Here is a 25,927-nt window from a genome sequence, read left to right as displayed (position 1 = left end):
TGTGGACAGCCGGTGCACGCATCCGTGTCCGTACCGCATCATCTGCGTCCGACCGCGCGGACCGGCCGGTCGGACGCACGCCCGCCGGGACGGCGGACCGCCGGGGGAGTCCCGGACACGGAGGGAGGAGCGCCGGGTGAGCGCTGCCACACGCACGGCCCCGGCGCCCGCGGCAGCCGGTGAGGAGACCACCGGCCCGGTGCCGCGCCGCGTGCGCGCGCCCCGCTGGCTGGACCTGCGGCTGGTGCTCGGCGTGCTGCTCGTCCTCGGCTCGGTGCTGCTGGGCGCGCGGGTCGTGACGGCGGCCGACGCGACCGTGCCGGTGTGGTCGGTGGCGGGTGACCTGGCGGCCGGGACCGTGCTCGGGCCCGAGGACCTCGTCGCCGTCGACGTGCGGCTCGGGGACACCGCGGGCGCCTACCTGTCCACCGGCACCGACCCGGCGGGGCGGACGCTGGCGCGGGCGGTCCGTGCCGGGGAGCTGCTGCCCCGGACGGCGCTCGAGGAGCCGGAGGAGCTCGTGCAGGTGGCCCTGCCGGTGCAGGCCGGCTACGTCCCGCCGGGCCTGGCGCGCGGGCAGGTGGTCGACGTCTACGGCGTCACCGACCCGGCCGGCACCACGACCGGGGAGGGCGTGGTCCTGGTGGTCGGGGCCGCGCCGGTGCAGGCGGTGAGCGGCCGGACCGACGGCGTGCTGTCGACGGCGACGACGACCGTCCAGGTGGTCGTCTCGGTGCCGGCCGCGCAGGCACCCGGCGTGCTGGGAGCGATCGGCGGCCGCCCCCTGGTCGTGGTCGCACACGCGTCGGTCGACGACCCGCCCGCCACCGCGGCGAGCGCCGTCCCGACGGCGGCGCCGACCCCGGCGCGGACCCCGGCGGGTGCCACGTCCCCCTCGGCTCCGCCGTCCGCGGCGTCTGCGCCGGCCGCGCCGTCGTCCCCCTCCGCGCCGGCCGCACCGCCGGGTGGGACCGCACCGTCCGCGGGCCCCGGTGTCCCGCCGGTGCCCGGCACCCCGGCCGGACCCACGGCCTGATGACGCTGCAGGTCGTCACCGCCGTCACCGGCGCCGCCTGGGAGTCCGCGCTCGTCGGTGCCCTCGACCGCGTCGACCACGGCGTGACCGTCGTCCGCCGGTGCGTCGACGCCTCCGACCTGCTGGCCACCGCGGCCACGGGCACCGCGCAGGCCGCCCTGCTCTCGGCCGACCTGCGGCGGCTCGACGCCGAGGCGGTCGCCCGGCTCACCACCGCGGGGGTCGCGGTGGTGGGGCTGGTCGACCCGGACGACGAGCGCGCCGGCGAGCGGCTGCGGGCGCTCGGCGTCCTGACGGTGCTGCCTGCCGACGCTGCGCCGGAGGAGGTCGTCCGCGCCCTGCGCGCGGCCGTGGCGGGTGGCACGCCGGCCGGGCGGGACGTCGCCGACCCACGCGCGGCCCTGCCCCTCCCCGACGCGGGCGGGCCCGCACCGCAGGACCGGCGGCTCCCACGCGGCCGGGTGGTCGCCGTGTGGGGTCCGACCGGCGCTCCCGGCCGGACGACGGTCGCGGTCGGCCTCGCCGACGAGGCCGCCCGACTCGGCGTCGCGACCCTGCTGGTCGACGCGGACGTCTACGGCGGCGTCGTGGCGCAGGTCCTCGGGCTGCTCGACGAGTCGCCCGGGCTGGCGGGGGCCGCGCGGCAGGCGGCCGCCGGCACCCTGGACGGGGCTGCACTCGCCCGGCTGGCCTGGTCGGTGCGTCCGCACCTGTCGGTGCTCACCGGCCTGGCCCGGGCCGACCGGTGGCCGGAGCTGCGCCCCCGGGCGGTGGCCGCCGTCCTCGACGAGGCGCGCCGGTCCGCCGCCCTCACGGTCGTCGACTGCGCCTTCAACCTCGAGGAGGACGAGGAGCTGTCCTTCGACACCGCCGCGCCGCGGCGCAACGGCGCGACCGTGACCGTGCTCGAGGCCGCCGACGACGTGCTCTGCGTCAGCGGCGCCGACCCGGTGGCGCTGCAGCGCACCATCCGGGCGCTCGGCCAGCTGCGGGACCTGCTGCCGGAGGTGGAACCGGCCGTGGTGGTCAACCAGGTCCGCCGCGGGGCGGTGCCGGGCGACCCGCGCCGGGAGATCGGGAAGGCGCTCGAGCGCTTCGCCGGGCGGGAGGTGCGCGCCTTCCTGCCGGCCGATCGCCGGGCCACCGACGCCGCCCTCGCCTCAGGCCGGACCCTCGCGGAGGTGGCGTCCGGCTCGCCGCTGCGGGCCGGGCTGCGGTCCCTCGCCGCGTCCCTGGCGCGGGTCCCCGAGCCGGCCGGCGGCCGGCGGCGGGGCCGGCAGCGCGCCGGGTGACGCCGGGCGCCCGGCCCGAGCGCTGAGCCCGGTGCACGCCCCCACGTAGCGTGTGCCCCCGAGCCGGAGGAGGGCGATGACCGAGCGGCTGACCACCCTGGACGCCTCGTTCCTGTACCTGGAGGACGCCGGCGCCCCGATGCACGTCGCCGGCGTCCTGGTCCTCGAACCGGTGGACGGCGGCCTCGACGCGCTCGCCGAGCTGCTCGAGGCCCGGCTGCCGCTCGTCCCGCGCTACCGGCAGCGCGTCGTGCCGGTGCCCGGGTACCTGGCCAACCCGGTGTGGGCCGACGACCCGGACTTCGACGTGGCCTACCACGTGCGGCGCTCGGCGGTGCCGCGGCCGGGCACCGAGGCGCAGCTGCTCGACCTCGTCTCGCGCGTGACCTCCCGGCCGCTGGACCGCCGCCGTCCGCTGTGGGAGGTCTACCTCGTCGAGGGCCTCGCCGAGGGACGGGTCGCGGTGGTCACCAAGACCCACCCGGCGCTCGTCGACGGACTGGGCGCGGTCGACATCGCCCAGGTGCTGCTCGACCCCACCCCCGACGCGCCGGTCCCGGCGGCCGACTCCTGGGCGCCGCGCCGCGTCCCCGGCCCCGTCCGGCTGGTGGCCGACGCGCTCGGGGAGTACGTGCAGCGTCCGACGGCGGTGGTCGAGACGGCCCGCTCCGCGGTCGGTGACCTGCGGTCGACGGCGGCCCGCGTGCGCAGCGCCACCGGGGGACTGGTCCGCGCCGCGCGTTCCGCCGTCGTCCCCGCCCCGCACGGTCCGCTCAACCGGACGGCCGGGAGGCAGCGCCGGGTCGCCGTCGCGCGGGCCGACCTCGAGGACCTCAAGGCGATCCGCCGGGCGCACGGCGGCACCCTCAACGACGTCCTGCTCACCGTGCTCACCGGCGCACTGCGGGACTGGCTGCTGTCCCGCGGGGAGCCGGTGCTCGGCTCGACCGCCGTCCGGGCGCTCGTGCCGGTGTCGGTGCAGGGGGAGGAGGAGGACCTCCCGGGCAGCAGCGTGTCGGCCTACCTCGTGGACCTGCCGGTGGGGGAGCCCAACCCCTGGGTACGGCTGGCCCGTCTCGGCTACGCCATGCGCAGCGTCACCGGCTCGGGCCGGTCGGTGCGCGCCGACGCCCTCATCGCGCTCACCGGGTTCGCCCCGCCCACGCTGCACGCCCTCGGCGCCCGCGCGGCGCGCGGCCTGTCGCGGCGGGTCTTCAACCTCGTCGTCACCAACGTCCCCGGCCCGCAGGTGCCGCTGTACGCGGCCGGCAGCCGGATGCTCGAGGTCTTCCCGGTCGTGCCGCTCGTCGGCGGCCAGGGCCTGGCGGTGGGGATGACCAGCTACGACGGCCGGGTCTACATCGGGCTCAACGCCGACCGGGACGGTGTCGGCGACGTCGACGTGCTCGCCGACCTCGTCGAGCAGGAGGTCGGCGCACTGAGCGAGTCCGTGCGCTGACACCGCGTCCGCGCCGGCACGCACGCCCGAGGCGGCCCGGGGCGCGGGGCGGCGGCGGGCTACCGTCGGCCCCTCATCGAGGAAGGGAGCGGCCGGGTGCGGATCTACCTGCCGGCGACGACGAGCGTCCTGCGGACCCTCGTGGACGAGGGCCGGCTCCCCGGACCGCACACCGGGTTCGCGGTCACCCCACGTCTGCGGGAGTACTACGCGCTCAGTGACGCCGGAGCCGACGTCGAGGAGCTCGAGTACGCGGCGCTCCTGGCCGCCGCACGGGCCAGCCTGCGGCTCATCGACGTCGACCCCACGGCCGCCCGCCGGCGGGTCGTCCTCGCCGCCGACGCGCCCGACGCCGCGGTCGAGCCGATCGACGACGCGGACACCGACCCGGGCGCGGTCCGGGTCACCACCGACGTCGCGCTCGCCGACGTGGCCAGCGCGCACGTCGACGGGGCCGAGGCCGAGGAGGACGTGCGCGCGGCCGTGGCCGTCGTGCTGGAGGCCGACCTCGGCAGCGACGACGCCCAGTTCGTCGTCGACCAGGCCGAGGGACACGAGCTCGCCTGGTACGCCACCCAGGAGATCGGCTCGGCGCTCGAGCTGCTCTGAGCGACAGCTCACGCGGCCTCCTCGCCGGTGCCGGTGCCGGTGCCGGTGCCGGTGCCCGTGCCGGTGCCGCCGGCCGGTGACGGTTCCCGATGGCGGGCCACCTGCACCCGCTGGGCGGTGCCCGCGGTGACCAGCCAGCCGGACCCGGGGCGCACCGGCACCGGCGTCCGGGGCAGCCGGATCCCCAGCAGGTCGGCGTCCCCGGGACCGGGGCACAGCAGCAGTCCGCTCCGGCTGCGGCGCAGGTCGGCCACCGGCCCGCGGAAGGCCCCGGAGAGGTCACCGGCGGTGCCGGCGGCGAGGACCGCGACGTCTCGGTCACCCAGGTCGGCCGACGCCATCGCCGCGAGGACGGCGGAGTCGGCGAGCGTGCCGGCGTCGTCGAGGAGGACGGCGCCCGGTCGTCCGCGCAGGTCGTCGAGCCACCCGCGCCAGCCCGCGGTGTCGTCGGCCGCGAGCGTCGCCGGCCCGCCGGCCGCCCGCCGGCCGCGGGCGAGCCGCAGGACGGCTGTGCCGGTCGTCGCCAGGCGCGTGGCGAGCGCGTGCAGCGTGGCGGTCCGGCCGCTGCGCGGCGGGCCGACGACCAGCAGTCCGCCGCTGCGGCGGAGGTCGACCGTCAGCACCGTCCCCTCGTCACCGCCCGGCCCGACCGGGAGGGCCTCGGGCAGGTCGGCCGGGGCCCCGGCCGCCGCCGGTGGAGCCGCCGGCAGGACCGGATCGGCCGGCAGCTCGGGCACGAGGATGGCGAACGGGCCGTCGGCCACCGCGTGCAGGGTCGGCTGCAGCGGCCGGGGGAGCGCCAGCTGGCACTCGCGCGCCTCCTCCCCGAGCAGCGCCCGCCCGGGTGGCCGGCGGCCGGGGACCGACCGCACCGGGATGCCGGCGACGGCGTAGTCGGCGCGGTCGGACAGCGGGAGGACCAGCCGGGTCCCCGCGGCCGCGGCCAGCCGTCCGCCCGGGACGGCGCGGTCGGCGGTCGCGACGCAGGTGAGGCCGGCCGCGGCTCCGTCGCGGACCAGCCGGAGGAACTCCGCCGACCCCTGGCCGGGTACGGACTCGTCCAGCTGGGCCGTCAGCGCCTCGACGCCGTCGACGAGCAGGAGCACGGCCGGGCCGTGGGCGCCGGGACCGGCCCGGCGGGCGGCCGTCTGCTCACCGAGCCGGGCCAGCAGGCGCACCGTGCGGAGGGCGTCGGAGGCGCCGACCACCGTCCCGGTGTGCGGGAGCCCTGCCGCCTCCACCGCGAGCGCCCCACCGCCGTGGTCGAGGACGTGGACGTGCAGCCGGTCCGGCGGCAGCTGGGCGACCGCCTCGGCCAGGACCGTCCGCAGCAGCGTGGTGCGGCCGCTGCGGGGTCCGCCCACGGCCAGCCACCCGCCGCCGCGGGCCAGGTCGAGGACGAGGGGCTCCCGGGCCTGCCGCTCCGGACGGTCGACCAGCCCGACGAGCAGCTGTGTCGGCGGCCGGCGTGCACCGGCGGGGCCCGGCGCGAGGTCGGCGGCCTCGAGCCGGTCGGGCAGCGCCGGGCGCCACGGGCGGTGCGGGCGGCGCAGACCGGTCCGCTCGGCGAGCCCGGTGGTCACGGCGGTGATCCGGGCGAGGTCGGAGGGGGCCCCGCCGGCGGCTGCCGCCCCCGAGGCGGGCGGGAGCGCGGCCGGAGCGGGCCACGCCCAGCGGCGGACGGCCGGGCCGCTCACCTCCTGCGGGTCGCCGAGGGCCACGCCTGCCGTCTGGAAGGCCACCGGCCGCCCACTGCCGACGCGCAGGAAGCCACGGCCGGGACGGTCCACGGGCACGCTCGCGGCATCCGGAGTCCCGAGCACGTCGCGGGAGTCGGCGTCGTCGGTGGTGCGCAGGCACAGCCGCAGCGAGCAGTTGGCCCGGATCTCCGGCGAGACGACCCCACCCGGCCGCTGCGTCGCCAGCACCAGGTGCACGCCCAGCGAGCGGCCGCGCTGGGCGATCCCGACCAGACCGGGGACGAAGTCGGGCAGCTCCTCGGTCAGGCCGGCGAACTCGTCCACGACGATCACCAGCCGTGCCAGGTCCACCTCCGGCGGCAGCGCCCCGACGTCGGGGACGCCGGCGGCGGCCAGCAGCGCCTCGCGGCGGGTGAGCTCCGCGGTGAGGGAGCGCAGGGCGCGGGCCGTGGCCGCTGCGTCCAGGTCGGTCACCATGCCGACGGTGTGCGGGAGGGAGACGGCCTCGGCGAAGGCCGCCCCGCCCTTGTAGTCGACCAGCAGGAAGCTGCAGCGGTCCGGCGGGTGCGCCAGCGCCAGCCCGGCGACGAGCGTCCGCAGCAGCTCGGACTTGCCCGAGCCGGTCGTCCCGGCCACGAGGGCGTGCGGCCCGTCGCGGCACAGGTCGACCTCCGCGACGCCGTCCGCGGTGACGCCCAGGCGGGCGCGCAGCGACGTCCGGCTCCGCGACCAGTCCACCGGGACGTCCGCGCCGCCCGCCCCGGCGCCGGCGAGGTCGAGCAGCCGCACCGCGGAGGGCAGCGCCGCGGCCGGCCGAACCGGTGCGAGCGCGGCCAGGTCCCGCGCCAGGCGGGCGGCGACCGCGGGCGGCAGGCGGTCGACGACCAGCTCCACCCGGTCGCCCGCGCCGCCCCGGTGGAGCACTCCGGTGTCCCCGGTCTCGCCGCCCACCTGGAGGACGGCGTCCGCGGTCCCCGCCAGCTGCTCCACCCGTCCGGCGAGACCCACGGTGACCACGCCGGCGTCCCGGGCGCCGCGGAGCGCGGCCCGCAGCACCGGGTCCACGGGCCGGTCGACGACCAGGACCAGCCGGTGCCCGGCCCCTCGGCTCGGCACCCCCGCCGCCCGGCCCGGGGGCAGGCGCCCGTCCGGCTCCCCGGCCAGCCCCGCGAGCCAGGCCAGCAGCGCGCCGTCTCCCGCTGCGGCCGCCGACTGCTCCTCCGGCAGCACGTGCACCGACCCCGGTGCCACGTGCGGCAGCCAGCGGACCCAGGACCAGTCGGCGCGCCGCCCGGCCGCCGTCAGCACCGCGACGTCGACGTCCCCGGGTGGCGACGAGGTCACCAGCTGGGCCAGCACCCCTGCCACCACGCCCAGCGCCGGTCCGCGCGGCCCGGCCACGACGAGACCGCCGGTGCCCGCCAGGTCCACCGTCACCGGCAGGTCGGCTGCCGGCTCGGGCTCTCGTCGGCCGTCCTCGATCCGGGACACCCGCGTGACGCCGGGCCCGGTGCCCACGCGGACGACCAGCACCCCCGGGTCCGCGGCGCCGCGGTGCCAGAGCAGGCTGGTCCGCCGCCGCGCCGCCGCGGTCAGCGTGGCGAGGTCGGGACAGGCCAGGCGGGCCGAGCGGACGTCGGAGCGCACGGCCTCGGCGAGGCGAGCGCGGGCCGTCCGCAGCTCCTCGGCGTGGGCCGCCGCCGCCCGTCGCCCACTCCGCGCACCGCTCCACCGGTCCGACGCCCAGGTGCCGACGGCGACGACCGGGCTGAGCAGCGCGAAGAACAGGAACGTGGGCGCCGACAGGAGCCACGCCAGCGACACACCGGCGACCGCGGGCAGGACGACGGCGACCCAGGCGAGGCGGCGCCGGGGAGCGGCCACCGGGGCGTCCGGCAGCCGGACCTCCACGTCGGGGCGCACCGGGGCCGGTCGCGGGGCCGACTGCACCAGCCACCGTCCCCCGGGGGCGGGGCGGAGCCCGACGGGGGCGTCCCGCGGACCGGCCACCGCCACCGAGCTGGCACCGACCTGCAGCACGGCGCCGGGAGGCCAGTCGTGTGCCTGCCCGCCGAGGTCGGTGTCGTCGAGCCGGCTGCCGTTGGTGGAGCCCAGGTCGGTCACGGTGATGCCGCCGGCGCCCACGTCGAGCTGGACGTGGCGGCGGGAGACGCCCGGGTCGGGGAGGGACAGCGCGGCACCGGCGCCACGGCCGAGCAGGTGCCGGCCGGTGGTCAGCGGGACGGTCGTGCCGGCCGCGGGGCCACCGACGACGTGCAGCTCCAGCGGGTGCTGCGCCGGTGCGCCCGATCGGGGGAGCGGCCGGCCCAGGCCGAGGACGGCGCCGTGGGCCAGCGCGGCATGGGTCAGCGGCAGCTCCTCGGCCAGCCGGGTGCTGCCCGACCAGAGCGCGGCCGGGGGGACGTCGAGGGCCGCCGCGAGCTCGGGGAGGACCGCGCCCAGCCGGGCGTCGTCCGCGGCCCGGACCTCGACGTCGACGGCGTTCTCGGGGCCGACGACGGTCCAGCAGCGCGGCTCGGCGGGTGCGGTGGGTGAGGCGGGCACCCGCCGACGGTGGGACACGGAGGCGACACGCGGGGCGGCCGGGCGGGGCCTGTGGACGGCAGGTGCGGCTGTGGACGACCCACCGGCCCCGGACCCCCGTCCGGCCTACCGTCCGCTGCCACCGGGGGGTCCCGGGACGGACAGGAGGAACCATGAAGGTCGACATCGCCACCCTGCAGTCGATGGCCGGGCAGTGCCAGGCCGAGGCCGCCGAGACCGCGTCCCGCCACGCGACCCTGTCGAGCAGCGTCAACACCTCGGTGCTCGACGGGTGGACCGACAGCCAGGCGGCCGTGCAGTTCAGCGCCCTCTACGAGCAGTGGCGGCTCTCGGCGCAGGGGGTGAGCGACGCCCTGACCGGGATGGGCGGCCTGCTCGCGCAGGTGGCCGGCTCCTACCAGCAGCACGAGGCGGACGTGGCCGCCCGGATCGGCGCCCTGCTCTGACCTCCCCGCCGCGTCGGTCAGCCGGGTGGCGCCGCGGCGGGTACCGGGGTCCGCCCGGCGCCCAGCCGACCACGCAGCGCCGCGGACGCCTCCGGTGCCTTCTCCCACGGCAGGATCGACAGGATCGCGATGCAGTGCGGCAGGAAGACGATCGTCACGCCGGCGTAGACCGTGGCGTGGAAGCCGAGCAGCAGGGCCACGAGCGCCACCCGTGCCCGGTTCGACCAGACCAGCAGCATCAGCGGTGCGGCGAACTCCAGCACGAGCATCGCGAACTGCAGGCCCATGAGCAGGCCGGGTACCTCGAGGGTCCACTCGGACAGGAAGGTGCCGCGGCGGACGACGGCGCGGGTCAGCGTGGACCCGGTCGCCCAGTCCCAGCCGCCGAAGCGCGTCTTGGCCCAGGCGGCGAGGAAGTAGGTGAGCACCACGGTGACCAGCACCGCGGCCATCGCCCACCCCGCGGCCTCGGACGAGCGGCGGTCACGCCAGCGGGCCACGCCGATCGTGGGCAGCACCGCGAGGGCGACGAGGTAGGCGATGCGGTCGTGGTCGACCTTGCCGTAGCTCATCGCGATGACCATCCACTCGAAGTAGAGGAGGAACACCGCGGTACCGAGCAGACGGGGTGCGCGACCGGTGGCCGCGGCGAGCGCGGCGGCCACCAGCGCCCACTGGACGACGTGGACCACGGTCGACGTCGGCGTGGGCAGGTCCAGCAGCCGGCCGACGAGCAGCGGCCGGTAGTAGGCGGTCGGGACGTCCGCGTGCGCGCCCACCCACGCGGTGGTGAGGAAGACGTCCACCGGGATGAACAGATACGCGATGGTGCGGAACACCGCGACCCGCGCGAGCGGGACCGGCCGGGTCCACCAGCGGGAGACCGCGCCCAGCGGGCCCCGGCCGGCCGCACCCGGGCGGGCCGCGGCGGTGGGCGCCGGTGCGGAGGCGGAGCGAGCGCTCACGGGCCGACCTCCAGCTCCTGCTCGACGAGGACCCGGTCGGTCCACTCGCCGGTGAGCTCGCCGTCGGTCAGCTCGAAGTGGCGCTGCACCACCTGCACCTCCACGAGCGGCTCGGCGCCGGGGTGGTGCTCGGCGTAGGTGTCGGCCAGCAGGACCAGCAGCGACGGGTCGTCGACCAGACGGGGCAGCTGGCCCTCGAACTCCGCGCGGCGCAGTCCCACCTCGCCGCCGGAGAGGCGCACCTCCTCGCCGTCCCCGGTGAACCCGACGACGCGCGTGGAGACGACGGGGGAGTCGGTGTCGGCGCGGGTCGAGTACATCTTGAACGGACCGAACGGGAAGGAGTCGTCGGTGCCCCAGAGCGTGCCGGCCAGCAGGAGGGCCAGGACCACGGAGGAGGCGGCCAGGCGGGTGCGGCGCCCGGCCGGGGACAGCGTCACGACCTCTGCCTCCGCGGGCTCGCCGACGCGGGAGGGAGGGACCATCGGGGCATCGTAGGATCGGCGGCCGTCCAGGAGGGTCACCGGCGCGCGTGGTGGGCAACTGGCCTCCCGTGCCGGGACGGCCCCCGCGTGCGCGCCGTGCCCCGGTCACCCCACGACGACGTCGGGAGCGCGCAGATGCAGTTCGGTCGGTACTACGAGGAGTTCGAGGTCGGGGCGGTCTACAAGCACTGGCCCGGGAAGACCGTCACCGAGTACGACGACCACCTCTTCTGCCTGATCACCATGAACCACCACCCGCTGCACCTGGACACCCACTACGCGGCGGAGACCACCGACTTCGGCAGGAACGTCGTCGTCGGGAACTACGTCTACTCCCTGCTGCTCGGCATGAGCGTCCCGGACGTCTCCGGCAAGGCCATCGCCAACCTCGAGATCGAGTCGCTGCGGCACGTGGCGCCGACCTTCCACGGCGACACGATCTACGGTGAGACGACCGTGCTGGACAAGACCCCGTCGAAGTCCAAGGACGACCGCGGCGTCGTGCACGTCGAGACGATCGGCTACAAGCAGGACGGCACCGTCGTGTGCGTCTTCCGGCGCAAGGTGATGGTGCCCAGGCGCTCCTACGGCGAGGCCCGCGGCGGCGAGCAGCCCGGCCGCCCGGAGCCGGCCGCCCGCTGACCGTCGGCCGGCGGGCCTCCCGTCCGTGGGGCCGGGCCGGGGCGGCTCAGCCGGGCAGGGCGCCCCAGCCGCGCAGCGTCGCCACGAGGCCCGGGGTGCAGGCCAGGCGGTCGAGGTCGGCGGCGTCGGCGAAGGTGACCGCGTCGGCGTCGTCACCGGGCACCGGCTCGGCGGGGTCCCCGGTCAGCGCGCAGACGAGGTCGACGACGTCGTAGACCACGCCGTCCCCGGGGACGGTGATCCGCCCGACCGGCTCCCCGGCGCGGACCACCAGCCCGGTCTCCTCGCGGACCTCCCGCTCCACGGCCTCGGCCAGCGACTCACCCGGTTCCACCCGGCCACCGGGCACCGACCACAGTCCGCGGCCCGGGGCGTTGCGGCGGCGGACCAGCAGCAGCCGCCCGGCGTCGTCGAGCACCACGGCGCCGACGCACGCCTGCACCGGCACCGCCGCGACGGCGGGTGGGTGGGAGTCGTCGCCGGCGGGGGAGGCGGGCACGCGCGCAGGGTACGGCGGCGCGCCGGACGGCGTCGTCCTGCGCTTGACGGGAGCCGCGAGTGACAGGACGGTGTGACCCGATGAGCGCCTCCCCGGTCTGCCCTCGCTGTGGCGAGCCGCTCGTGGTGCGTCCGGGGGACTCCGCGCAGGCCTGGTGCCACGTGCACGGCGCGGTCACGCCCCTGCACCACACCGCGCTGATCGCCCACGACGCCATCGCCGCCGTCACCGCCGACGCCCGCGTGCCGGCCTGGGTGCCCGACCCCGTGCCCTCGGGCTGGTCGGTCACCGGCCTGGCCTGGGGCGGTGAGCCCGGCGCCCGGGCGATCGTCGTCGGGTGCGCCGGCCCGGCGCCGCTGGGCGGGTCGGCCGAGCTCGTGCTGGTCGCCGAGGAGCCGGGCATGGGGGTCGGCTGCGGCTACGCCGGCCTGCCCGGTCTGGACCCCGGTGACGTGATCACCGGCCCCTCCTCGGCGTCGGTCGAGGCCGCCGGCCAGCACGCGCCGCTGTGGGCGGTGCCCACCTCCGACGACCGGGCCGCCTTCGTCGGCGAGGCCTACGGTGTGTGGCTGTGGCTGGTCATGTGGCCGATGTCGGCCGGGTGGCTGCTGGCCGAGGAGATGGAGCTGCTCGACCTGCGGGACCGGCTCTACCCCGACCTGCCGCTCGGCCCACCCAGCGAGCACCTGCTCCCGGGGGAGTGAACGTCTCCGGTCCCGTCGGCGTGTCCGCGAGGGGGCCCGTGGGGCCTGTGTTACGCATGGGGTCGGCCTCCGGGCCGAGCCGTGCGGGCACCGCGTCCGCGGGTCCGAGTGATCCCCGGAGGTGGCTGTGCTGAAGAAGGTGCTCGTCTGGTTGGCCGTCGCCTTCGTCGTCTTCTACGTCGTCCAGCAGCCGGAGTCCTCGGCCGAGATGGTCCGCAGCGCCGGCACCGCGCTCGGTGACGCCGCCTCCTCGCTGGCCGCGTTCGTCGGCTCCCTCGTCTAGGCGGGCCGTGACCGGCCCGGCGCGCTCGGGGGACGGCCGCCCGCCGCGGTGGGCCAAGGACGCCGCCAAGTACCTCCTCCCCGGCGAGGAGGCTGTCGTGGCCACCCGCCGGCACTGGGCGGTGCTGCTGGAGCCGGCCGCCAAGCGCCTGCCCGTCCTGGCCGTCGGCGTGTGGGTGCTCACCCTCGACCCGGAGAACCGGGTCGGCTCCGCCGTCGGCGCCCTCGTCGTCCTCTGGGCGCTCGGGTCCTTCGCCCTGCGGGCCGGTGAGTGGTGGATGCGGCACTTCATCGTCACCCGCCGCCGGGTGCTGCTGACCTCGGGGATCATCGCCCGCACGGTCACGCTGCTGCCCCTGCGCCGCATCACCGACCTGACCTGGAAGGAGACGCTGCTCGGCCAGCTGCTCGGCTACGGCACCTTCCGGTTCGAGTCGGCCGGCCAGCAGCAGGCGCTGTCGCAGATCACCTACCTGCCGCGGGCCGACCGGCTCTACCACCAGGTCAGCGCGCTGCTGTTCGGCAGCGACCGGGGCGGCGCGGCGTCCGGCGACGACGAGGGCAACGCCGAGCCGCCGGCAGACCGCGGGAGCGGCCGGCACGACACCCAGCCCATCCACGGCGCCGGTCCCCTCCGCGAGGACGGTCGCGGGCGGGTCTGAGCGCCCCGACCGCACGTGGGGGACGCTGGACGCCGATGCGCATCGACCTGCACACCCACTCGTCGGTGTCCGACGGCACCGACGACCCCGCGGCGCTGCTGGCCACCGCCCGCGCCGCCGGCCTCGACGTCGTCGCGCTGACCGACCACGACACCACCGCCGGGTGGGCGGCGGCGGAGAGCGCCCGTCCTCCCGGGCTGACCGTCGTCCCGGGCATGGAGCTGTCCTGCCGCTGGTTCCCGGCCGGCCGGCCGCCGGTCAGCGTGCACCTGCTGGCCTACCTGTTCGACCCGGCGCACCCCGGCCTGGCCGCCGAGCTGGCCCGGCTGCGCGCCGAGCGGCTCAGCCGCGGTGAGCGGATCGTGACCGCGCTCGCCGCCGCGGGCTACCCGGTGGTGTGGGAGCGGGTCGTCGCGGCCAGCGGCGGCGGGGTGGTCGGCCGGCCGCACGTGGCCCGCGCGCTGGTCGAGGCCGGCGTCGTCGGGTCGGTCGACGAGGCCTTCGCCGAGCTGTTGCACCACCGCGGCCCGTACCACGTCGTCAAGGCCGACACCGACGTCCTCGACGGGATCGCGCTGGTCCGCGCCGCCGGCGGCGTGCCGGTGTTCGCGCACGGCCTGGCCACGCGGCGCGGCCGGGTGGTCGACGACGACGCGGTCGCCGCGATGGCCGCCGCCGGGCTGCTCGGCCTCGAGGTCGACCACCCCGACCACAGCCCCGCCGAGCGCGACCACCTGCGCGGCCTGGCCGGTGAGCTCGGGCTGCTCACCACCGGCTCCAGCGACTACCACGGCGTCAACAAGACGACGCCGATCGGCGCCTGCACCACCGACCCGGCGCAGTACGAGGCGCTGCTGGCCGCCGGCGCCGGCAGCGCGCCGCTCACCGACTGACCCCCGGGTCGGTACCGCCGGTTAGCGTGGCCGGCATGGGAGGCGCGCAGCTGGAGATGCCGGGCATGCCCCAGCGGCTGTTCCCCGCGACGCCGAGCAAGCTGGCCACCTTCGCCGACTGCCCGCGCCGCTACCGCTACGCCTACGTCGACCGCCCGACCCCGCCCAAGGGCCCGCCGTGGGCGCACAACACCGTCGGCTCGGCGGTGCACGCGGCGCTGCGGTCGTGGTGGGAGCTGCCCCGGGACCGCCGCACCGCCGTCGCCGCCCGGCAGCTGCTGTACGGCGTCTGGTCGGCCACCGGCTTCCGCGACGGCGAGCAGGCCGAGCGGTGGCGGGCGCGCGCCGCCGGCTGGCTCACCGACTACGTGGCCGGGCTCGACCCCGACGACGTGCCGGTCGGCACCGAGCGCCAGGTCGCGGCCACCACGCAGCGGCTGGCGCTGTCGGGGCGGGTCGACCGCATCGACCAGCGCGGCGACGAGCTCGTCGTCGTCGACTACAAGACCGGCCGGGTGCCCAGCACCGACGACGAGGCGCGCGGGTCGCCGGCGCTGGCGGTGTACGTCCTCGGCGTCCAGCGCACGCTGCGCCGGCCGTGCCGCCGGGTGGAGCTGCACCACCTGCCCAGCGGCACGGTGGCCGCCTTCGAGCACACCGAGCGCTCGCTGGCCAACCACGTCCGGCGGGCGGAGGACGTCGCGGCCGACATCGCCGTGGCCACCACGGCGCTCGAGGAGGGCGTGCCGCCCGACGAGGCGTTCCCCGCCGTACCGGGACGGCAGTGCGGCTGGTGCGACTTCCGGCCCAGCTGCCCGGCCGGTCAGGCGGCGACGCCGGCCCGCGAGCCCTGGAGCTTCCTGGCCGCCGACGACGAGGCGGCGACCTAGGCGCTCGCGGCGTCGGCCGCGGTCCGGTCGAGGCCGGCACGCACGACCGGCGACAGCCGCGCCCACGTCGGCAGCGCCAGCACCCCGGTGCGGAACGCCCACAGCGCCGCGGTCGCCGCGGTGTCGGTGACCGCCAGCCCCGGCAGGGAGCCCAGCCGCCGCGCCCACGACGGCAGGGTCGCCACCGCCAGCGAGGCCAGCGTCCCCCACGCCGGGCGCGCCGGGGTCAGCAGCTGCACCCACCGCGGCATCGGCGGGACGACGACGAAGCGCCACGCGTCGCGCGCCGCCGGGGTCACCGCCAGCTCCGGGCGGACCCGGTCGAAGTAGGCGGCCAGCGTGGCCATCGAGTCGGGCACCACGGCGGCGTCGATGCCGATCAGCTCCGCGGCGACGACCTGCTCGGCGACGTAGCGGTCGGCCTCCTCGTCGGTGACCACGCCGGCGCGGCGGGCGACGTCGAGCAGCGAGTCGACCTCGCAGCAGTGCACCCACAGCAGCAGGTCGGGGTCGTCGACCCGGTAGCTGCGGCCGGTGGTCTCCTCGGTGCCGCCCAGCCGCCGGTGCAGGCCGCGCACCCGCCGGACGGCGCGCACCGCCTCGCGGCGGGTGCCGAAGGTGAGCGTGTCGACGTACTCGGCGGTGCGGGTCAGCCGCTGCCACGGCGACTCCCGGAACACCGAGTTGCGCGCCACGCCGTCCATGGCGACCGGGTGCAGGGCCTGCAGCAGCAGCGCGCGCAGCCCGCCGACGCTGTAGACGGGGTCGGCGTGCACCCGCCAGGTGACGCTGTCGGGGCCGAAGAAGCCGAGCCGGTCCTCCTCGTCGGTCCAGTCGCGGGCCGAGGGGCGCACCCCGCTCACGCGGCGGTCCCGGACACCGACGCCCAGAACGACTCGAGCACCTCGAGCGTGCGGCGTGGGTTCTCGATGGCGGGGGAGTGGATCGCGGCCGGGATCACCTCGTGGCGGGCGCCGAGCCGGGCGGCCATGTCGGCCTGCGCGGCCGGCGTCCAGGCGTCGTCGGCCTCGCCGTGGGCCACCAGCACCGGGACCCCGGTGGCCGCCAGCTCGGCGACCCGGTCGGGCTCGGTGGTCATCGCCGCGGCCATGCCCCGCAGCCCGGCGGCGCTGTTGGCGAGGAAGCGGCGGGCGTAGAAGGCGCGGGTCGGCTCGGGGGCCGCCCGGGCGCGGGGGTCGGTCATGGCCAGCTGCTCGAGCGTGGCGTGCACCAGCGGGACACCGCCGGCGTCCAGCAGCGGGCCGAGGTGGTCGAGCAGCTCGACCCGGGGGCCGACCAGCCGCGCCGGCCCGGAGCCCAGCAGGGTCAGCGACCGGAAGGTGCCCGGGTCGGTCAGGACCGCGGCGCGGGCGACCAGACCGCCGAAGCTGTGCCCGAGCAGGTGCACGGGCCCGGTCCCCGCCCGCAGCAGCTGCGCGACGGCGACGACGTCGGCGGCGAGCTCGGCGACGGTGTAGGCGGCCGGGTCGTCGGGACCGGGGGACTCGAACTGCCCGCGCTGGTCGATCGCCACGACGCGGTGGCCGGAGGCGGCCAGCGGGGCCAGCAGCGGGGCGAAGTCCTCCTTGCTGCCGGTGTACCCGGCCACCATGAGCACCGTGCCGCGCGGCCCGTCGCCGCCGGTGTCGAGGGCCGCCAGCGGCCCGGCCCGGCCCGGGAGGGTGCGCGGCGTCGCGTCGTGCTCGGCGAGCTGGCGCAGGTCGTCAGGGGCGACGGCGAGGGAGAGAGCCGGCGTCTCGGGGCTCCCGGGCAGGACCATGGTCCCCAGTGAACCCCGCGACGGGGGAGCGCGCCGCCGCGGCCCGCCTGCAGGGGCCCACCGCGAGCTCGCGAGGGGTGGGGGGCAGGCAGGTCCTCCTTCAGGCGAAGCCGACCACCCGGTCGGGCAGGCGGTACACCAGCACGGGGCCGACGACGGACGTCCGCCCGCCCGGGGTCAGGCCGCCCTCGACGGCGGCGCGGCCCACCTCGCTGCCGGTGGCCAGGTCGCGCTGCACGAAGCCGTCGGCCTCCGGCACCCACACCTGCGCCGCGTCGGTCGCCGACGGCAGGCCGAGGGCGGGCAGCTGCCACACCGGGGCGCCGGTGGTGCCGTCCAGCGCCCGGACGGTGCCGCGGGCCCACACCAGCGCGAGGTCGCCCACCCCGGCCTGGTGCAGCGCCTCGTCCTCCGGCTCCCCGGCGGCCGCGGGCAGCGGGAGCTGCTGCAGCAGGGCGCCGTCGTCCGGGCGGTGCACGAGCAGGGCGTCGCCGGCGACGACGTCGACGAGCCGGTCGACGCCGGCCAGCCGCACCGCGCCGCCCTCGGGGACGGCGAGGTCGCGGGTCCACCGGGCCTCGCCGGAGAACCCGTCGAACAGGCGCAGCTGCACCGCGGCCGAGTCGGGGCAGCGCTCGAGCACGACCACGCCGGCGCTGCCGACGTCGGACCCCACGAGCCGGCAGCCCTCCGGGGCGGCGTGGCGCCAGCGGACGTTGCTGCCCACCGGGTCCAGCAGGACGATCCCGGTGGCACTGCTGGCGAGCACGACCCGGTCGGTGCTGGCCAGGACGGCGTCGCCGCGCAGGCTGAGGTTGCGCGTCCAGGCCCGCACGCCGGTGGCCGCGGTCAGCGCCAGGGCCTCGTCGCAGCGGTCCCGGGTCCGGAAGACGGCGACCACCAGCCCGTTGACGGCGGTGACGTCGCACAGCCGCGCATCGGCCCGCCGGTAGTGCCAGGCCTCCTCGCCGGTGGCGCCGTCGAGCGCGGTGAACCCGTGCTCGTCGGGCACCAGGACCCGGCCGCTCTCGACCACCCGCCGGGGCAGCGGAGCGCCGGCGTCGGCCGACCAGGCCGGCGCCACCCGCGCGGCCGGGGCCGCGTCGGGGACGGCCGGTTCCGGTGCCGTCGTGCTGTCGGTGGCCGCGACGCTCGACCCCCGCCACAGCAGCGTGGCGACGACGACCAGCGCGAGCGTGGCCGCCGTCCAGACCCACACCCGCAGCGGCGGGGGACGCAGCGACGGGGAGCGCGACGGGGTGCTCGACGCCACCGGCGGACGCCGGTGCTAGGCGGCGGACTCGGAGTCGCCGCCGGAGCCGCTGTCGGACCCAGCCGAGGAGCCGGCCGAGGCGCTCTCGCCGGCACCGCGCTCGCCGGCACCGCGCTTGGCGCCACCGCGACGACGGCGCCGCCGGCGCGGCGACGAGGAGCCCTCGCCGTCGGCCACCGGGGCCTCGGCGGCGGGCGCGTCCCCTCCGGCGGTGGAGGTGTCGCCCTCGGCGGGAGAGGCGTCGGCCTCGGAGCCGCTCCGGGTGCGGCGGCGCGGGCGGGAGCCGGAACGGGCCGGCCGCTCGCGGTCCTCGCGGGGCTCCTCGCGGGCGGGCCCGCGGCCGGCGCCCCTGGTGCGCTTGCCGGTCTCGCCGAGGTCCTCGAGCACCTCGGCGTCGAGGCCCTCGCGGGTGCGCTGGGCCCGGGGCAGGCGGCCCGTGGCGGTCTCGGGGACGTCGAGGTCGCTGTAGACCCACGGCGAGGTGGAGTAGGTCTCCGGCGGGTCGGCGAAGTCGAGGTCGAGCGCCTTGTTGATCAGCTGCCACCGGGGGATGTCGTCCCAGTCGACCAGCGTGACGGCGACACCGGTGCTGCCGGCCCGGCCGGTGCGGCCGATCCGGTGCACGTAGGTCTTCTCGTCCTCGGGGCACTGGTAGTTGACGACGTGGCTGACGCCGGTGACGTCGATGCCGCGGGCGGCGACGTCGGTGGCGACCAGGACGTCGACCTTGCCGCTGCGGAAGGCCCGCAGCGCCTGCTCGCGGGCGCCCTGGCCGAGGTCGCCGTGCACGGCGGCCGCGGCGAACCCGCGGTCGACCAGCTCGTCGGCGACCTTCTGGGCGGTGCGCTTGGTGCGGCAGAAGACCATGACCAGGCCGCGGTCGCGCGACTGCAGCACGCGGGCCAGCAGCTCGGGCTTGTCCAGGTTGTGGGCCCGGTAGATGAACTGCGTCGTCTGCGGGACGGTCGAGCCCTCGTCGTTGCCGTGGGCGCGGATGTGCGTCGGCTGGGTCATGAACGACCGGGACAGCGTCACGATCGGGCCGGGCATGGTCGCGGAGAACAGCATCGTCTGCCGCTTCTCCGGGACCATCGCCAGGATCCGCTCGATGTCGGGCAGGAAGCCCAGGTCGAGCATCTCGTCGGCCTCGTCGAGGACGAGGACCTTGACCTTGCCGAGGATCAGGTGGCCCTGCTGGGCCAGGTCCAGCAGCCGGCCCGGGGTGCCGACGACGACCTCGACGCCGGCCTGCAGCGCGGAGACCTGCGGCTCGAAGGCGCGGCCGCCGTAGATGGCCTGCACGCGGGTGCCGCGCTTCCTGCCGGCGGTGGCCAGGTCGCGGGCGACCTGCACGCACAGCTCACGGGTGGGGACGACGACCAGCGCCTGCGGGACGCCGTCGCCACCCTCGGCCGGCGGGACGACGCGCTGCAGCAGCGGGACGCCGAAGCCGAGGGTCTTGCCGGTGCCGGTGCGGGCCTGGCCGATGAGGTCGTGGCCGGCCAGCGCCAGCGGGAGGGTGAGCTCCTGGATGGCGAAGGTGCGGGTGATGCCGACCTCGGTGAGCGCCGCGATGACGTCAGGGTGCACGTCGAAGTCGCTGAACAGCGGGCTGTCCTCGGCGACGGGGGCGCCGCCGAGCTGCTCGACGGTCTGCTCGACCTGCTCGGGGGCCGGCGCGCCGGTCTCGGCGTGGTCGAGCTCGGGGGTGGTGGGGGTGCTCTCGGTGGAGGTCAGTGGTCTCGCCTCTGGTCGGCTGGGGGAGCGGCCGGGGGCGACGTCGACGTCGCCCGGGCGCTCCGCGGTCGGGTGTCGCGGGAAGTGCGTTCCAGCGCCGACGCGGCCAGCGGACCGGGTGGACCCCCGGGGACGGCCCCTCGCCCGGGATGACTCTCCGGGGCGTCGCGGGGCGTTCGTCAGCGCACAGATACCAGCGAGCCTGGCGGCCCGCTTGTTCCCATGGTAGCGCGGACAGCGGTTAGCCTCGGTCGCCGCGCGCGGGACACCCCGCGACTCCCCCCTCCGGGGTGGGCGTGCGCGGCACCGACCTGCGCCGGAGGCGCCCACGACCACTGCCCGGAGGCGCCCCGTGACCACGGTCGAGACCCGAGCCGTCGTCGACCTGCTCGGCGTGCTGGCCTACGGCGAGCTGACGGCCTTCGACCGGCTGGCCGAGGACGCCCGCCTGGCGCCGACCCCGGCCGGCCACGCCGCGCTGGCCCGCATGGCCGCCGCCGAGATCGGCCACCACGACCGGCTGGTGCGGCGGCTGGGCGAGCTGGGCGCCGACCCGGCCTGGGCGATGGCGCCGTTCGTGCCCGCGCTGGACGGGTTCCACGCCAGCACCCGGCCGCGGACGTGGCTCGAGGGCCTGGTCAAGGCCTACGTCGGCGACGGGCTGGCCGCCGACTTCCACCGCGAGATCGCCGGGTTCCTCCCCGAGCCGGACCGGTCGCTGATCCTCGAGGTGCTCGCCGACACCGGCCACGCCGACTTCGCCGTCCGTGAGGTGCGCGCCGCGATCGCCGCCGAGCCGGCGCTGGCCGGCCGCCTGGCGCTGTGGGGCCGGCGGCTGGTGGGGGAGGCCATCTCCCAGTCGCAGGCCGTCATCGCCGACCGCGAGCAGCTGGCCCGGCTGATCACCACCGGCACCGGGGACGTCGCGGGCATCGGGCGCCTGATCGCCCGGATCACCGCCGCGCACACCGAGCGGATGCGGACGCTGGGCCTCAACCCCTAGAGACGACGAGGGGGCGCCCCCGCGAGTGCGGGGACGCCCCTCGAAGGACCCCGGGTGCCGGGGCCGTCTCGGTACCTCAGGCCCCGCCGGCGACGAAACCGACCCGGCGCTGGTCGGCCTGGGCGATCTCCACGTAGGCGATGCGGTCGACCGGGACGAGGACGCGGCGACCGCGCTCGTCCTCCAGGGTCAACAGCCCGTCCTTGGTCGCACCACCCATGGCGGCGGCCACGTCGGCGGCGATCTCTTCAGGGGTCTTCGGGCTGTCGACGACCAGCTCCCGGGGGGAGTGCTGGACACCGATCTTGACTTCCACGCGGGATGCCTCCTCGGGTTGCACGGCTGGCGACCACGCTAGTCCAGCGCCGGGCGGGTGGCCCCGCCGCGCGGGTGCGCCGACAGCGAACGCGGCGCCCCGGGGTGGCTCGGGCGACCGGACGGCGGCGCTCAGCCGGCGGGCGGCTCGCCCTCGACGCGCGGGAAGCGGGAGATGCCGCGCCAGGCCAGCGACGACATCAGCGACACCGCCTCCTCGCGCGGGAGGGTGCCCTTCTGGGCCAGCCACCAGCGGGCGCTGGTCTCGGCCAGCCCGGTCAGGCCGGAGGCGAGCAGGTGCGCCTGCTCGGGCGAGCTGCCGGTGTCCCCGGCGATGACCTCGGCGACGGCCTCGACGCACGCCCGGTTGGCGCGGTCGACGAGCGCGCGGACCTCGTCGTCGTTGCGCAGGTCGGACTCGAAGACCAGCCGGTAGGCCCCGCCCTCGGCGTCGATGAAGTCGAAGTAGGCGCGCACCGCGCCGTGCACCCGGTCGCGGTTGTCCTGGGTGCCGGACATGGCCTCGCGGACCCGGTCGGTGAGCTCGGTGACCTGCTGCTCGAGCAGCGCCAGGTAGAGCTCCCGCTTGCCGGGGAAGTGCTGGTAGAGCACGGGCTTGCTGACGCCGGCGCGGTCGGCGATGTCGTCCATCGCCGCGGCGTGGAAGCCGTGGGCGACGAACACCTCCTGCGCGGCCTGGAGCAGCTGCAGCCGCCGGGCACCCCGGGGCAGCCGCGAGGTGCGGCGGACGGGGACCGGGCGTGAGGACTGCATGGCGCGGGGGATGTTACCGGCGGGTCACCGGCCGCACGCGCGGCGTCGGCCTGACATACGGTCGCCGGGTGCCCGAGGCCTCCCGCAGGCGCACCCGCCGAGCCCCGGCGCCGCCCACCGTCGCGCCGTCGTCCACCGCGCGCCCGTCGACGGCGCCGCTGCCGTCGACCGACCCCCCGCCGCCGGCCTGGCCGGGCGGGGAGCTGCCCGTCCGGGGCGGCGCGGTGTACGTGCGCACCACCCCGTGGGCCGGCCGGGCCGGCGCACCGCGGGAGCGGGCGCTCTACGTCCACGGTCTCGGCGGGGCCTCCACCAACTGGACCGACCTGGCCGCCCTGCTGGCCGTCCGCTGCGAGGGCTGGGCGCTCGACCTGCCCGGTTTCGGGCGCTCCTCGCCGCTGCCCGGCGGCTCGTACTCCGTCGGTGGCCACGTGCGGGCCGTCGTCGAGGTGCTCGAGCACGTCCGGGCGCAGCCGGGGGAGGCCGCCGGCCGGCCGGTGCACCTGCTCGGCAACAGCCTCGGCGGGCTGGTCACCCTGCTGGTCGCCGCCCGGCGGCCCGACCTCGTCGCCTCCCTGACGCTGGTCTCGCCGGCGATGCCCGTCTACCGGGTGCCGGAGGCCTTCGGGCGGGCGCTGCTGCTGGTCCTGCTGCCCGGCGTCCCGTCACTGGCCGAGCGGCGGCTGGCCGGGGTGAGCCCGGAGCAGTCGGTGCGCGGGATGCTGCAGGTGTGCTTCGGCGACCCCGCGCGGGTCCCGCGCGAGCGGCTCGACGCCGCCGTGGAGGAGATGCGCGAGCGGACGTCGCAGGCGTGGGCCAACCGGGCGCTGGTCCGCAGCATGCGCGGGCTGATCACCTCCTACCTGCGGGTGGGCCGGGCCAACGCCTGGCGCCTGGCCCGCGCGCTGCGCGTGCCCACGCTGGTCGTGTGGGGCGACCGTGACCGCCTGGTCGACCCGCGCCTGGCGCCGCGGCTGGCCGCCACCGTCCCCGACGCCCGGCTGCTGGTCCTCGAGGGCGTCGGCCACGTGGCGATGCTCGAGGCGCCGGAGGCGACGGCGCGGGCGGTGCTCGGCATGCTCGAGGACACCGCGGCGGAGGTCCCGGTGGGCACTCCGGCGGACGCGGCGGCCCGCGAGGACCGGGCCGGCTGACCGACGGCGCGCCCCCGACCCGGGTGGAGCCGCCTCCCGGGGAGCCGTGAGAACCTGACCGAGGACGCGTGGTGACGGCCTCGGCCACCTGCGTGACCGGCAGGACGAGACGCGGCCCGCCCCCGAGCGCCCGGCCGCAGGGACGGGTGAGGAGGCCGCCGTGGCAGGACCCCCCTCCGGCCGGCCGGCCGGTCCGGGACCGGTGCGCGGCCTGCCCCGCGTCCCGCCCCCGCCGGCCCGGCACCCGGGAGCCCGCGAGGCGCCCGCGCCGCCGGCCCGTCCCGCCTCCCCGCGCTCCCCGTCGCGGTCCCGGCCGGCCGGGCCGCTGGTCGCCCGCCGCGACCCGATCGCCGTCCGCGAGGACCTCGGACGGCGTCCCGCCGGGCCCCGGCCGGGGCTGCCGCGCCGCCCCGCCGGCCGGCTGCGCCGCTTCGTCGCCCGCCACGGCTGGCGGGCCTACGCCATCCCGCTGCTCACCGTCGCCACCGTGCTGACCCTCGTCGACCTCGTGCTCCCCGCGGGCGGGAGCGAGCCGGCCCCCGCGGCCGTCGTCCCCGGTACCGCCGGGGAGGCGCCGGCCGGCACGGCGGCGCCCACGTCCCCGCCCGCTCCCCCCGCCCCGGCCGAGGGCGACGCCGGCCCGACCGACCTGCCCCCGGCGACCACCGCCGTGACCCACGTGGAGCAGGGCACCGGCACCGTGACGGTCGTCCCCGGCAGCTCGGCCGTCTCCGGCAGCGGCCCGCTGCAGCGCTTCGTCGTCGAGGTCGAGGACGGCATCGGGGTCGACGGCGCCGCGTTCGCCGCCGCGGTCGAGGCCACGCTCGGCGACCCGCGCTCGTGGGGCAACGGCGGGCGCATGTCCTTCCAGCGCGTCGGCGAGGCCGAGGCGGCGGCCGGCGACTACGCCTTCCGGGTCAGCCTGGTCAGCCCCGGGAGCATGGAGCGCTACTGCCCGGGCGTGGGCACCGGCGGCTACACCTCGTGCCGCTACGGCGAGCGCGCCGTGATCAACCTGGCCCGCTGGGAGACCGCCGTCCCGCACTACGACGGCGACATCGCCACCTACCGGCAGTACGTGGTCAACCACGAGGTGGGCCACGCCCTGGGCAACGGCCACCAGGACTGCCCGGGTCCCGGCCAGGTGGCGCCGGTCATGCAGCAGCAGACGCTCCGCCTCGACGGGTGCGTGAAGAACGCCTGGCCGCACCCGTGAGGTCGCCCTCGCTGCTGGGGACCCGCTTCCGCGAGGTCGCCCGCGTGCGGCCGCGGTCCCTGCTGTCCCCGTTCCTCGACGTCGACCGCACCGGCGAGGGCGCCGGCGAGCGGCTCACCGGCCTGGGCGCGGGTCCGCCGGCGCCGTTCTGCGCGGTCCTGCTCGACCTCGACGGACCGGCGGACGGCGGCGTCGCCGAGTGCGGGCTCACCACCCCCGGCGGCCCGGTCCTCGCCCGGCTGGACGTGTCCGCGGGCACGGCGGAGCTCGTCGTGGCGGGGGTCGTGGTGCGGACGGCGCCCCTGGACGGCCGGGCGCCCCGGGGGCTGGCCTGCGTGGTCAACGAGAACCAGGTGAGCGTCCTGCTCGGAGCCCCCGACGGCGACTGGACGCCGGTGCTCACCGAGCGCGCGGCGGTGGCCGAGCGCGTGGACCTGCGCGACCCGGCGGTCCTCGGCGCGGCGGAGTACGCCTGCGCCGCCTCGGGGCTGCACCTGCGTCGGGTGCGCGCCGGGTGCTCCGGACCGGCCGGCGTCCGCGACCCGCAGGTGGTGCGCACCACCGACGGGCGGCCGCTGGTCCGCGACGGGCGGCTGTACCTGACGATGACCAGCGCCGGCCTGGGCTTCTTCCAGCAGGCCTCCTGGGGCGTGTGGGCGATCGATCCCGCCGACCCGGCCCGCGTCGACCAGGTGGCCGCGCTCTACAGCTCCCGTGACGGCCTGCTGCTCGGCGACCACGCCGGCCAGCTCGTCGTCGACGAGGCGACCGGGACGACCACCGTCCTGGTGTCCTCCTGGGGCGACCACGACCCGGCGACCGGCGTGCACGTGCGGACGGCGACGACGTCGGACGACCTGCTCTCCGGCGTGCACGTCCTGGCCACCGCGCGGCTGGACCTGCCGACGGCGGCCGGCGCGTGGGACCCCTCGCTCGCGCGGATCGGCGGCCGCTGGCACCTGGCCTTCACCGAGTGCGAGTCGTTCGGCCCGCCGCGCTACGTCTTCCACCCGGCGCTGGCCGTCACCGACTCCGGCGACCCCACCCGGGGACTGGTCCGGGTGGCCGCGGACGCCGCCCGGGAGCAGACCGAGGGCACCCTGCTCGTCCCGTCCGACGGCACCTGGTACCTGCTGGCCAGCGACCGCGACGCCGCGGAGTACCCCGTCTACGACACCGCGCTGCGGCAGCTCGGGGCGCTGCGGGCGCCGTACGGGAGCAACATCCCGCACCCGATGGTCCTCCCCGGCGGGACCGACGGCCGCACGCCGTGGCTGGTCACCTTCGACGGCACGCCGTGGCACGAGGACCTGTTCGGCTACGGCACGCACGGCGACCTCGTCGTCATGGCGCACCGGCCCGAGACCGCGGGTGAGGTGCTGCGCCGGTCGGCGGGGGAGGCGCGGCGCTCGGCCGGGGTCGTGCGCCGCCGGCTGCGGGAGCGGTCCGGGCGCTGACCCGGCCGGGCGCGCGGGCACTCCCGCCCGGGCCCGTCGAGGTCTACGCTCCGCCACCGGAGCGCCGGGAAGTCTGGTCGGCAGTCGTT

General features: G+C 77.8%; 25 protein-coding genes. 15 read left to right on the top strand and 10 right to left on the bottom strand.

From position 1 onward, the window contains the following. Positions 1 to 136 precede the first annotated feature (136 nt). The 4 genes from JOD57_RS26190 (at position 137) to JOD57_RS07995 (ending at position 4,396) form a co-directional block, all read left to right on the top strand. Positions 137 to 1,036, top strand: coding sequence for an SAF domain-containing protein (locus JOD57_RS26190; RefSeq protein ID WP_204691388.1), 900 nt, complete (start codon positions 137 to 139; stop codon positions 1,034 to 1,036). Continuing rightward, positions 1,036 to 2,328: a CpaE/TadZ family protein gene (locus JOD57_RS08005; protein ID WP_204691387.1), complete on the top strand. Its 1,293-nt coding sequence runs from the start codon at positions 1,036 to 1,038 to the stop codon at positions 2,326 to 2,328. The genes JOD57_RS26190 and JOD57_RS08005 overlap by 1 nt, the downstream gene beginning before the upstream one ends. 76 nt (positions 2,329 to 2,404) lie before the next feature. Next, positions 2,405 to 3,787 (top strand): WS/DGAT/MGAT family O-acyltransferase, encoded by a 1,383-nt coding sequence (locus JOD57_RS08000; protein ID WP_204691386.1) that lies wholly within the window; start codon positions 2,405 to 2,407, stop codon positions 3,785 to 3,787. Between the two features lie 96 nt (positions 3,788 to 3,883). Further along, on the top strand, positions 3,884 to 4,396 hold the full coding sequence (locus tag JOD57_RS07995) for a DUF6912 family protein (protein ID WP_204691385.1): 513 nt from the start codon (positions 3,884 to 3,886) through the stop codon (positions 4,394 to 4,396). An 8-nt stretch (positions 4,397 to 4,404) separates the two neighbouring features. On the opposite strand, the gene JOD57_RS07990 is transcribed toward JOD57_RS07995, so the two are convergent. Beyond that, entirely contained in the window at positions 4,405 to 8,661 is a 4,257-nt protein-coding gene (locus JOD57_RS07990; RefSeq protein WP_204691384.1) for an FtsK/SpoIIIE domain-containing protein, read from the bottom strand. Positions 8,662 to 8,813: 152 nt separating this feature from the next. On the opposite strand from JOD57_RS07990, the gene JOD57_RS07985 reads away from it, so the two are divergent. After that, complete coding sequence (locus tag JOD57_RS07985) at positions 8,814 to 9,107, top strand: WXG100 family type VII secretion target (protein ID WP_204691383.1); 294 nt, start codon at positions 8,814 to 8,816, stop codon at positions 9,105 to 9,107. A 17-nt stretch (positions 9,108 to 9,124) separates the two neighbouring features. Here JOD57_RS07985 and JOD57_RS07980 read toward each other — a convergent pair whose 3' ends face one another. Both JOD57_RS07980 and JOD57_RS07975 read right to left on the bottom strand, forming a co-directional pair. Then, positions 9,125 to 10,072 carry an HTTM domain-containing protein gene (locus JOD57_RS07980; protein ID WP_204691382.1) on the bottom strand — a complete coding sequence of 316 codons (948 nt, stop codon included), beginning with the start codon at positions 10,070 to 10,072 and terminating at the stop codon, positions 9,125 to 9,127. Continuing rightward, positions 10,069 to 10,557: a hypothetical protein gene (locus JOD57_RS07975; RefSeq protein WP_204691381.1), complete on the bottom strand. Its 489-nt coding sequence runs from the start codon at positions 10,555 to 10,557 to the stop codon at positions 10,069 to 10,071. The genes JOD57_RS07980 and JOD57_RS07975 overlap by 4 nt, the downstream gene beginning before the upstream one ends. A gap of 135 nt (positions 10,558 to 10,692) precedes the next feature. On the opposite strand from JOD57_RS07975, the gene JOD57_RS07970 reads away from it, so the two are divergent. Then, positions 10,693 to 11,199, top strand: a complete 507-nt coding sequence (locus JOD57_RS07970) for a MaoC family dehydratase (RefSeq protein ID WP_204691380.1) — start codon at positions 10,693 to 10,695, stop codon at positions 11,197 to 11,199. Between the two features lie 46 nt (positions 11,200 to 11,245). Here JOD57_RS07970 and JOD57_RS07965 read toward each other — a convergent pair whose 3' ends face one another. Continuing rightward, positions 11,246 to 11,698: an NUDIX domain-containing protein gene (locus JOD57_RS07965; RefSeq protein WP_204691379.1), complete on the bottom strand. Its 453-nt coding sequence runs from the start codon at positions 11,696 to 11,698 to the stop codon at positions 11,246 to 11,248. An 80-nt stretch (positions 11,699 to 11,778) separates the two neighbouring features. Here JOD57_RS07965 and JOD57_RS07960 point away from each other — a divergent pair, with 80 nt between their 5' ends. The 5 genes from JOD57_RS07960 (at position 11,779) to JOD57_RS07940 (ending at position 15,129) form a co-directional block, all read left to right on the top strand. Next, positions 11,779 to 12,402 (top strand): DUF6758 family protein, encoded by a 624-nt coding sequence (locus JOD57_RS07960; protein ID WP_204691378.1) that lies wholly within the window; start codon positions 11,779 to 11,781, stop codon positions 12,400 to 12,402. A gap of 127 nt (positions 12,403 to 12,529) precedes the next feature. Then, complete coding sequence (locus JOD57_RS07955; protein WP_204691377.1) at positions 12,530 to 12,685, top strand: hypothetical protein; 156 nt, start codon at positions 12,530 to 12,532, stop codon at positions 12,683 to 12,685. Between the two features lie 7 nt (positions 12,686 to 12,692). After that, a complete protein-coding gene (locus JOD57_RS26765) occupies positions 12,693 to 13,346 on the top strand; it encodes a PH domain-containing protein (RefSeq protein ID WP_204691376.1) in 654 nt (217 codons plus the stop codon). 35 nt (positions 13,347 to 13,381) lie between these two features. Then, a complete protein-coding gene (locus JOD57_RS07945) occupies positions 13,382 to 14,239 on the top strand; it encodes a PHP domain-containing protein (protein ID WP_204691375.1) in 858 nt (285 codons plus the stop codon). Between the two features lie 35 nt (positions 14,240 to 14,274). Continuing rightward, positions 14,275 to 15,129 (top strand): RecB family exonuclease, encoded by an 855-nt coding sequence (locus JOD57_RS07940; RefSeq protein WP_204691374.1) that lies wholly within the window; start codon positions 14,275 to 14,277, stop codon positions 15,127 to 15,129. On the opposite strand, the gene JOD57_RS07935 is transcribed toward JOD57_RS07940, so the two are convergent. The 4 genes from JOD57_RS07935 to JOD57_RS07920 all read right to left on the bottom strand — a co-directional run bounded on the left by JOD57_RS07935 (position 15,126) and on the right by JOD57_RS07920 (position 19,772). Further along, positions 15,126 to 15,992, bottom strand: a complete 867-nt coding sequence (locus tag JOD57_RS07935) for an oxygenase MpaB family protein (protein ID WP_307824553.1) — start codon at positions 15,990 to 15,992, stop codon at positions 15,126 to 15,128. The two genes, JOD57_RS07940 and JOD57_RS07935, sit on opposite strands and share 4 nt — an antisense overlap. Further along, on the bottom strand, positions 15,989 to 16,909 hold the full coding sequence (locus tag JOD57_RS07930; RefSeq protein ID WP_204691373.1) for an alpha/beta fold hydrolase: 921 nt from the start codon (positions 16,907 to 16,909) through the stop codon (positions 15,989 to 15,991). The genes JOD57_RS07935 and JOD57_RS07930 overlap by 4 nt, the downstream gene beginning before the upstream one ends. Positions 16,910 to 17,009: 100 nt before the next feature. Further along, a complete protein-coding gene (locus JOD57_RS07925) occupies positions 17,010 to 18,182 on the bottom strand; it encodes an outer membrane protein assembly factor BamB family protein (protein ID WP_307824552.1) in 1,173 nt (390 codons plus the stop codon). Positions 18,183 to 18,197: 15 nt separating this feature from the next. Then, positions 18,198 to 19,772 (bottom strand): DEAD/DEAH box helicase, encoded by a 1,575-nt coding sequence (locus tag JOD57_RS07920; protein ID WP_307824551.1) that lies wholly within the window; start codon positions 19,770 to 19,772, stop codon positions 18,198 to 18,200. A gap of 499 nt (positions 19,773 to 20,271) precedes the next feature. On the opposite strand from JOD57_RS07920, the gene JOD57_RS07915 reads away from it, so the two are divergent. Continuing rightward, entirely contained in the window at positions 20,272 to 20,922 is a 651-nt protein-coding gene (locus tag JOD57_RS07915; RefSeq protein WP_204691372.1) for a ferritin-like fold-containing protein, read from the top strand. A gap of 76 nt (positions 20,923 to 20,998) precedes the next feature. Here the strand turns inward: JOD57_RS07915 and JOD57_RS26760 are convergent, their stop codons facing one another. Together JOD57_RS26760 and JOD57_RS07905 are read right to left on the bottom strand one after the other, a co-directional pair. Further along, positions 20,999 to 21,238 (bottom strand): DUF3107 domain-containing protein, encoded by a 240-nt coding sequence (locus JOD57_RS26760; RefSeq protein ID WP_204691371.1) that lies wholly within the window; start codon positions 21,236 to 21,238, stop codon positions 20,999 to 21,001. Positions 21,239 to 21,369: 131 nt separating this feature from the next. Continuing rightward, positions 21,370 to 22,011 (bottom strand): TetR/AcrR family transcriptional regulator, encoded by a 642-nt coding sequence (locus JOD57_RS07905; RefSeq protein WP_204691370.1) that lies wholly within the window; start codon positions 22,009 to 22,011, stop codon positions 21,370 to 21,372. Between the two features lie 68 nt (positions 22,012 to 22,079). On the opposite strand from JOD57_RS07905, the gene JOD57_RS07900 reads away from it, so the two are divergent. The 3 genes from JOD57_RS07900 to JOD57_RS07890 all read left to right on the top strand — a co-directional run bounded on the left by JOD57_RS07900 (position 22,080) and on the right by JOD57_RS07890 (position 25,838). After that, entirely contained in the window at positions 22,080 to 23,165 is a 1,086-nt protein-coding gene (locus JOD57_RS07900; RefSeq protein WP_307824550.1) for an alpha/beta fold hydrolase, read from the top strand. Between the two features lie 160 nt (positions 23,166 to 23,325). Next, positions 23,326 to 24,381 (top strand): DUF3152 domain-containing protein, encoded by a 1,056-nt coding sequence (locus tag JOD57_RS07895; protein ID WP_307824549.1) that lies wholly within the window; start codon positions 23,326 to 23,328, stop codon positions 24,379 to 24,381. Then, a complete protein-coding gene (locus JOD57_RS07890; protein ID WP_204691369.1) occupies positions 24,378 to 25,838 on the top strand; it encodes a hypothetical protein in 1,461 nt (486 codons plus the stop codon). Before JOD57_RS07895 ends, JOD57_RS07890 begins: the two co-directional genes overlap by 4 nt. Positions 25,839 to 25,927: the final 89 nt, after the last annotated feature.

The organism is Geodermatophilus bullaregiensis (assembly GCF_016907675.1).
GTDB lineage: Bacteria > Actinomycetota > Actinomycetes > Mycobacteriales > Geodermatophilaceae > Geodermatophilus > Geodermatophilus bullaregiensis.
This window is presented reverse-complemented; position numbering and strand designations above follow the sequence as displayed.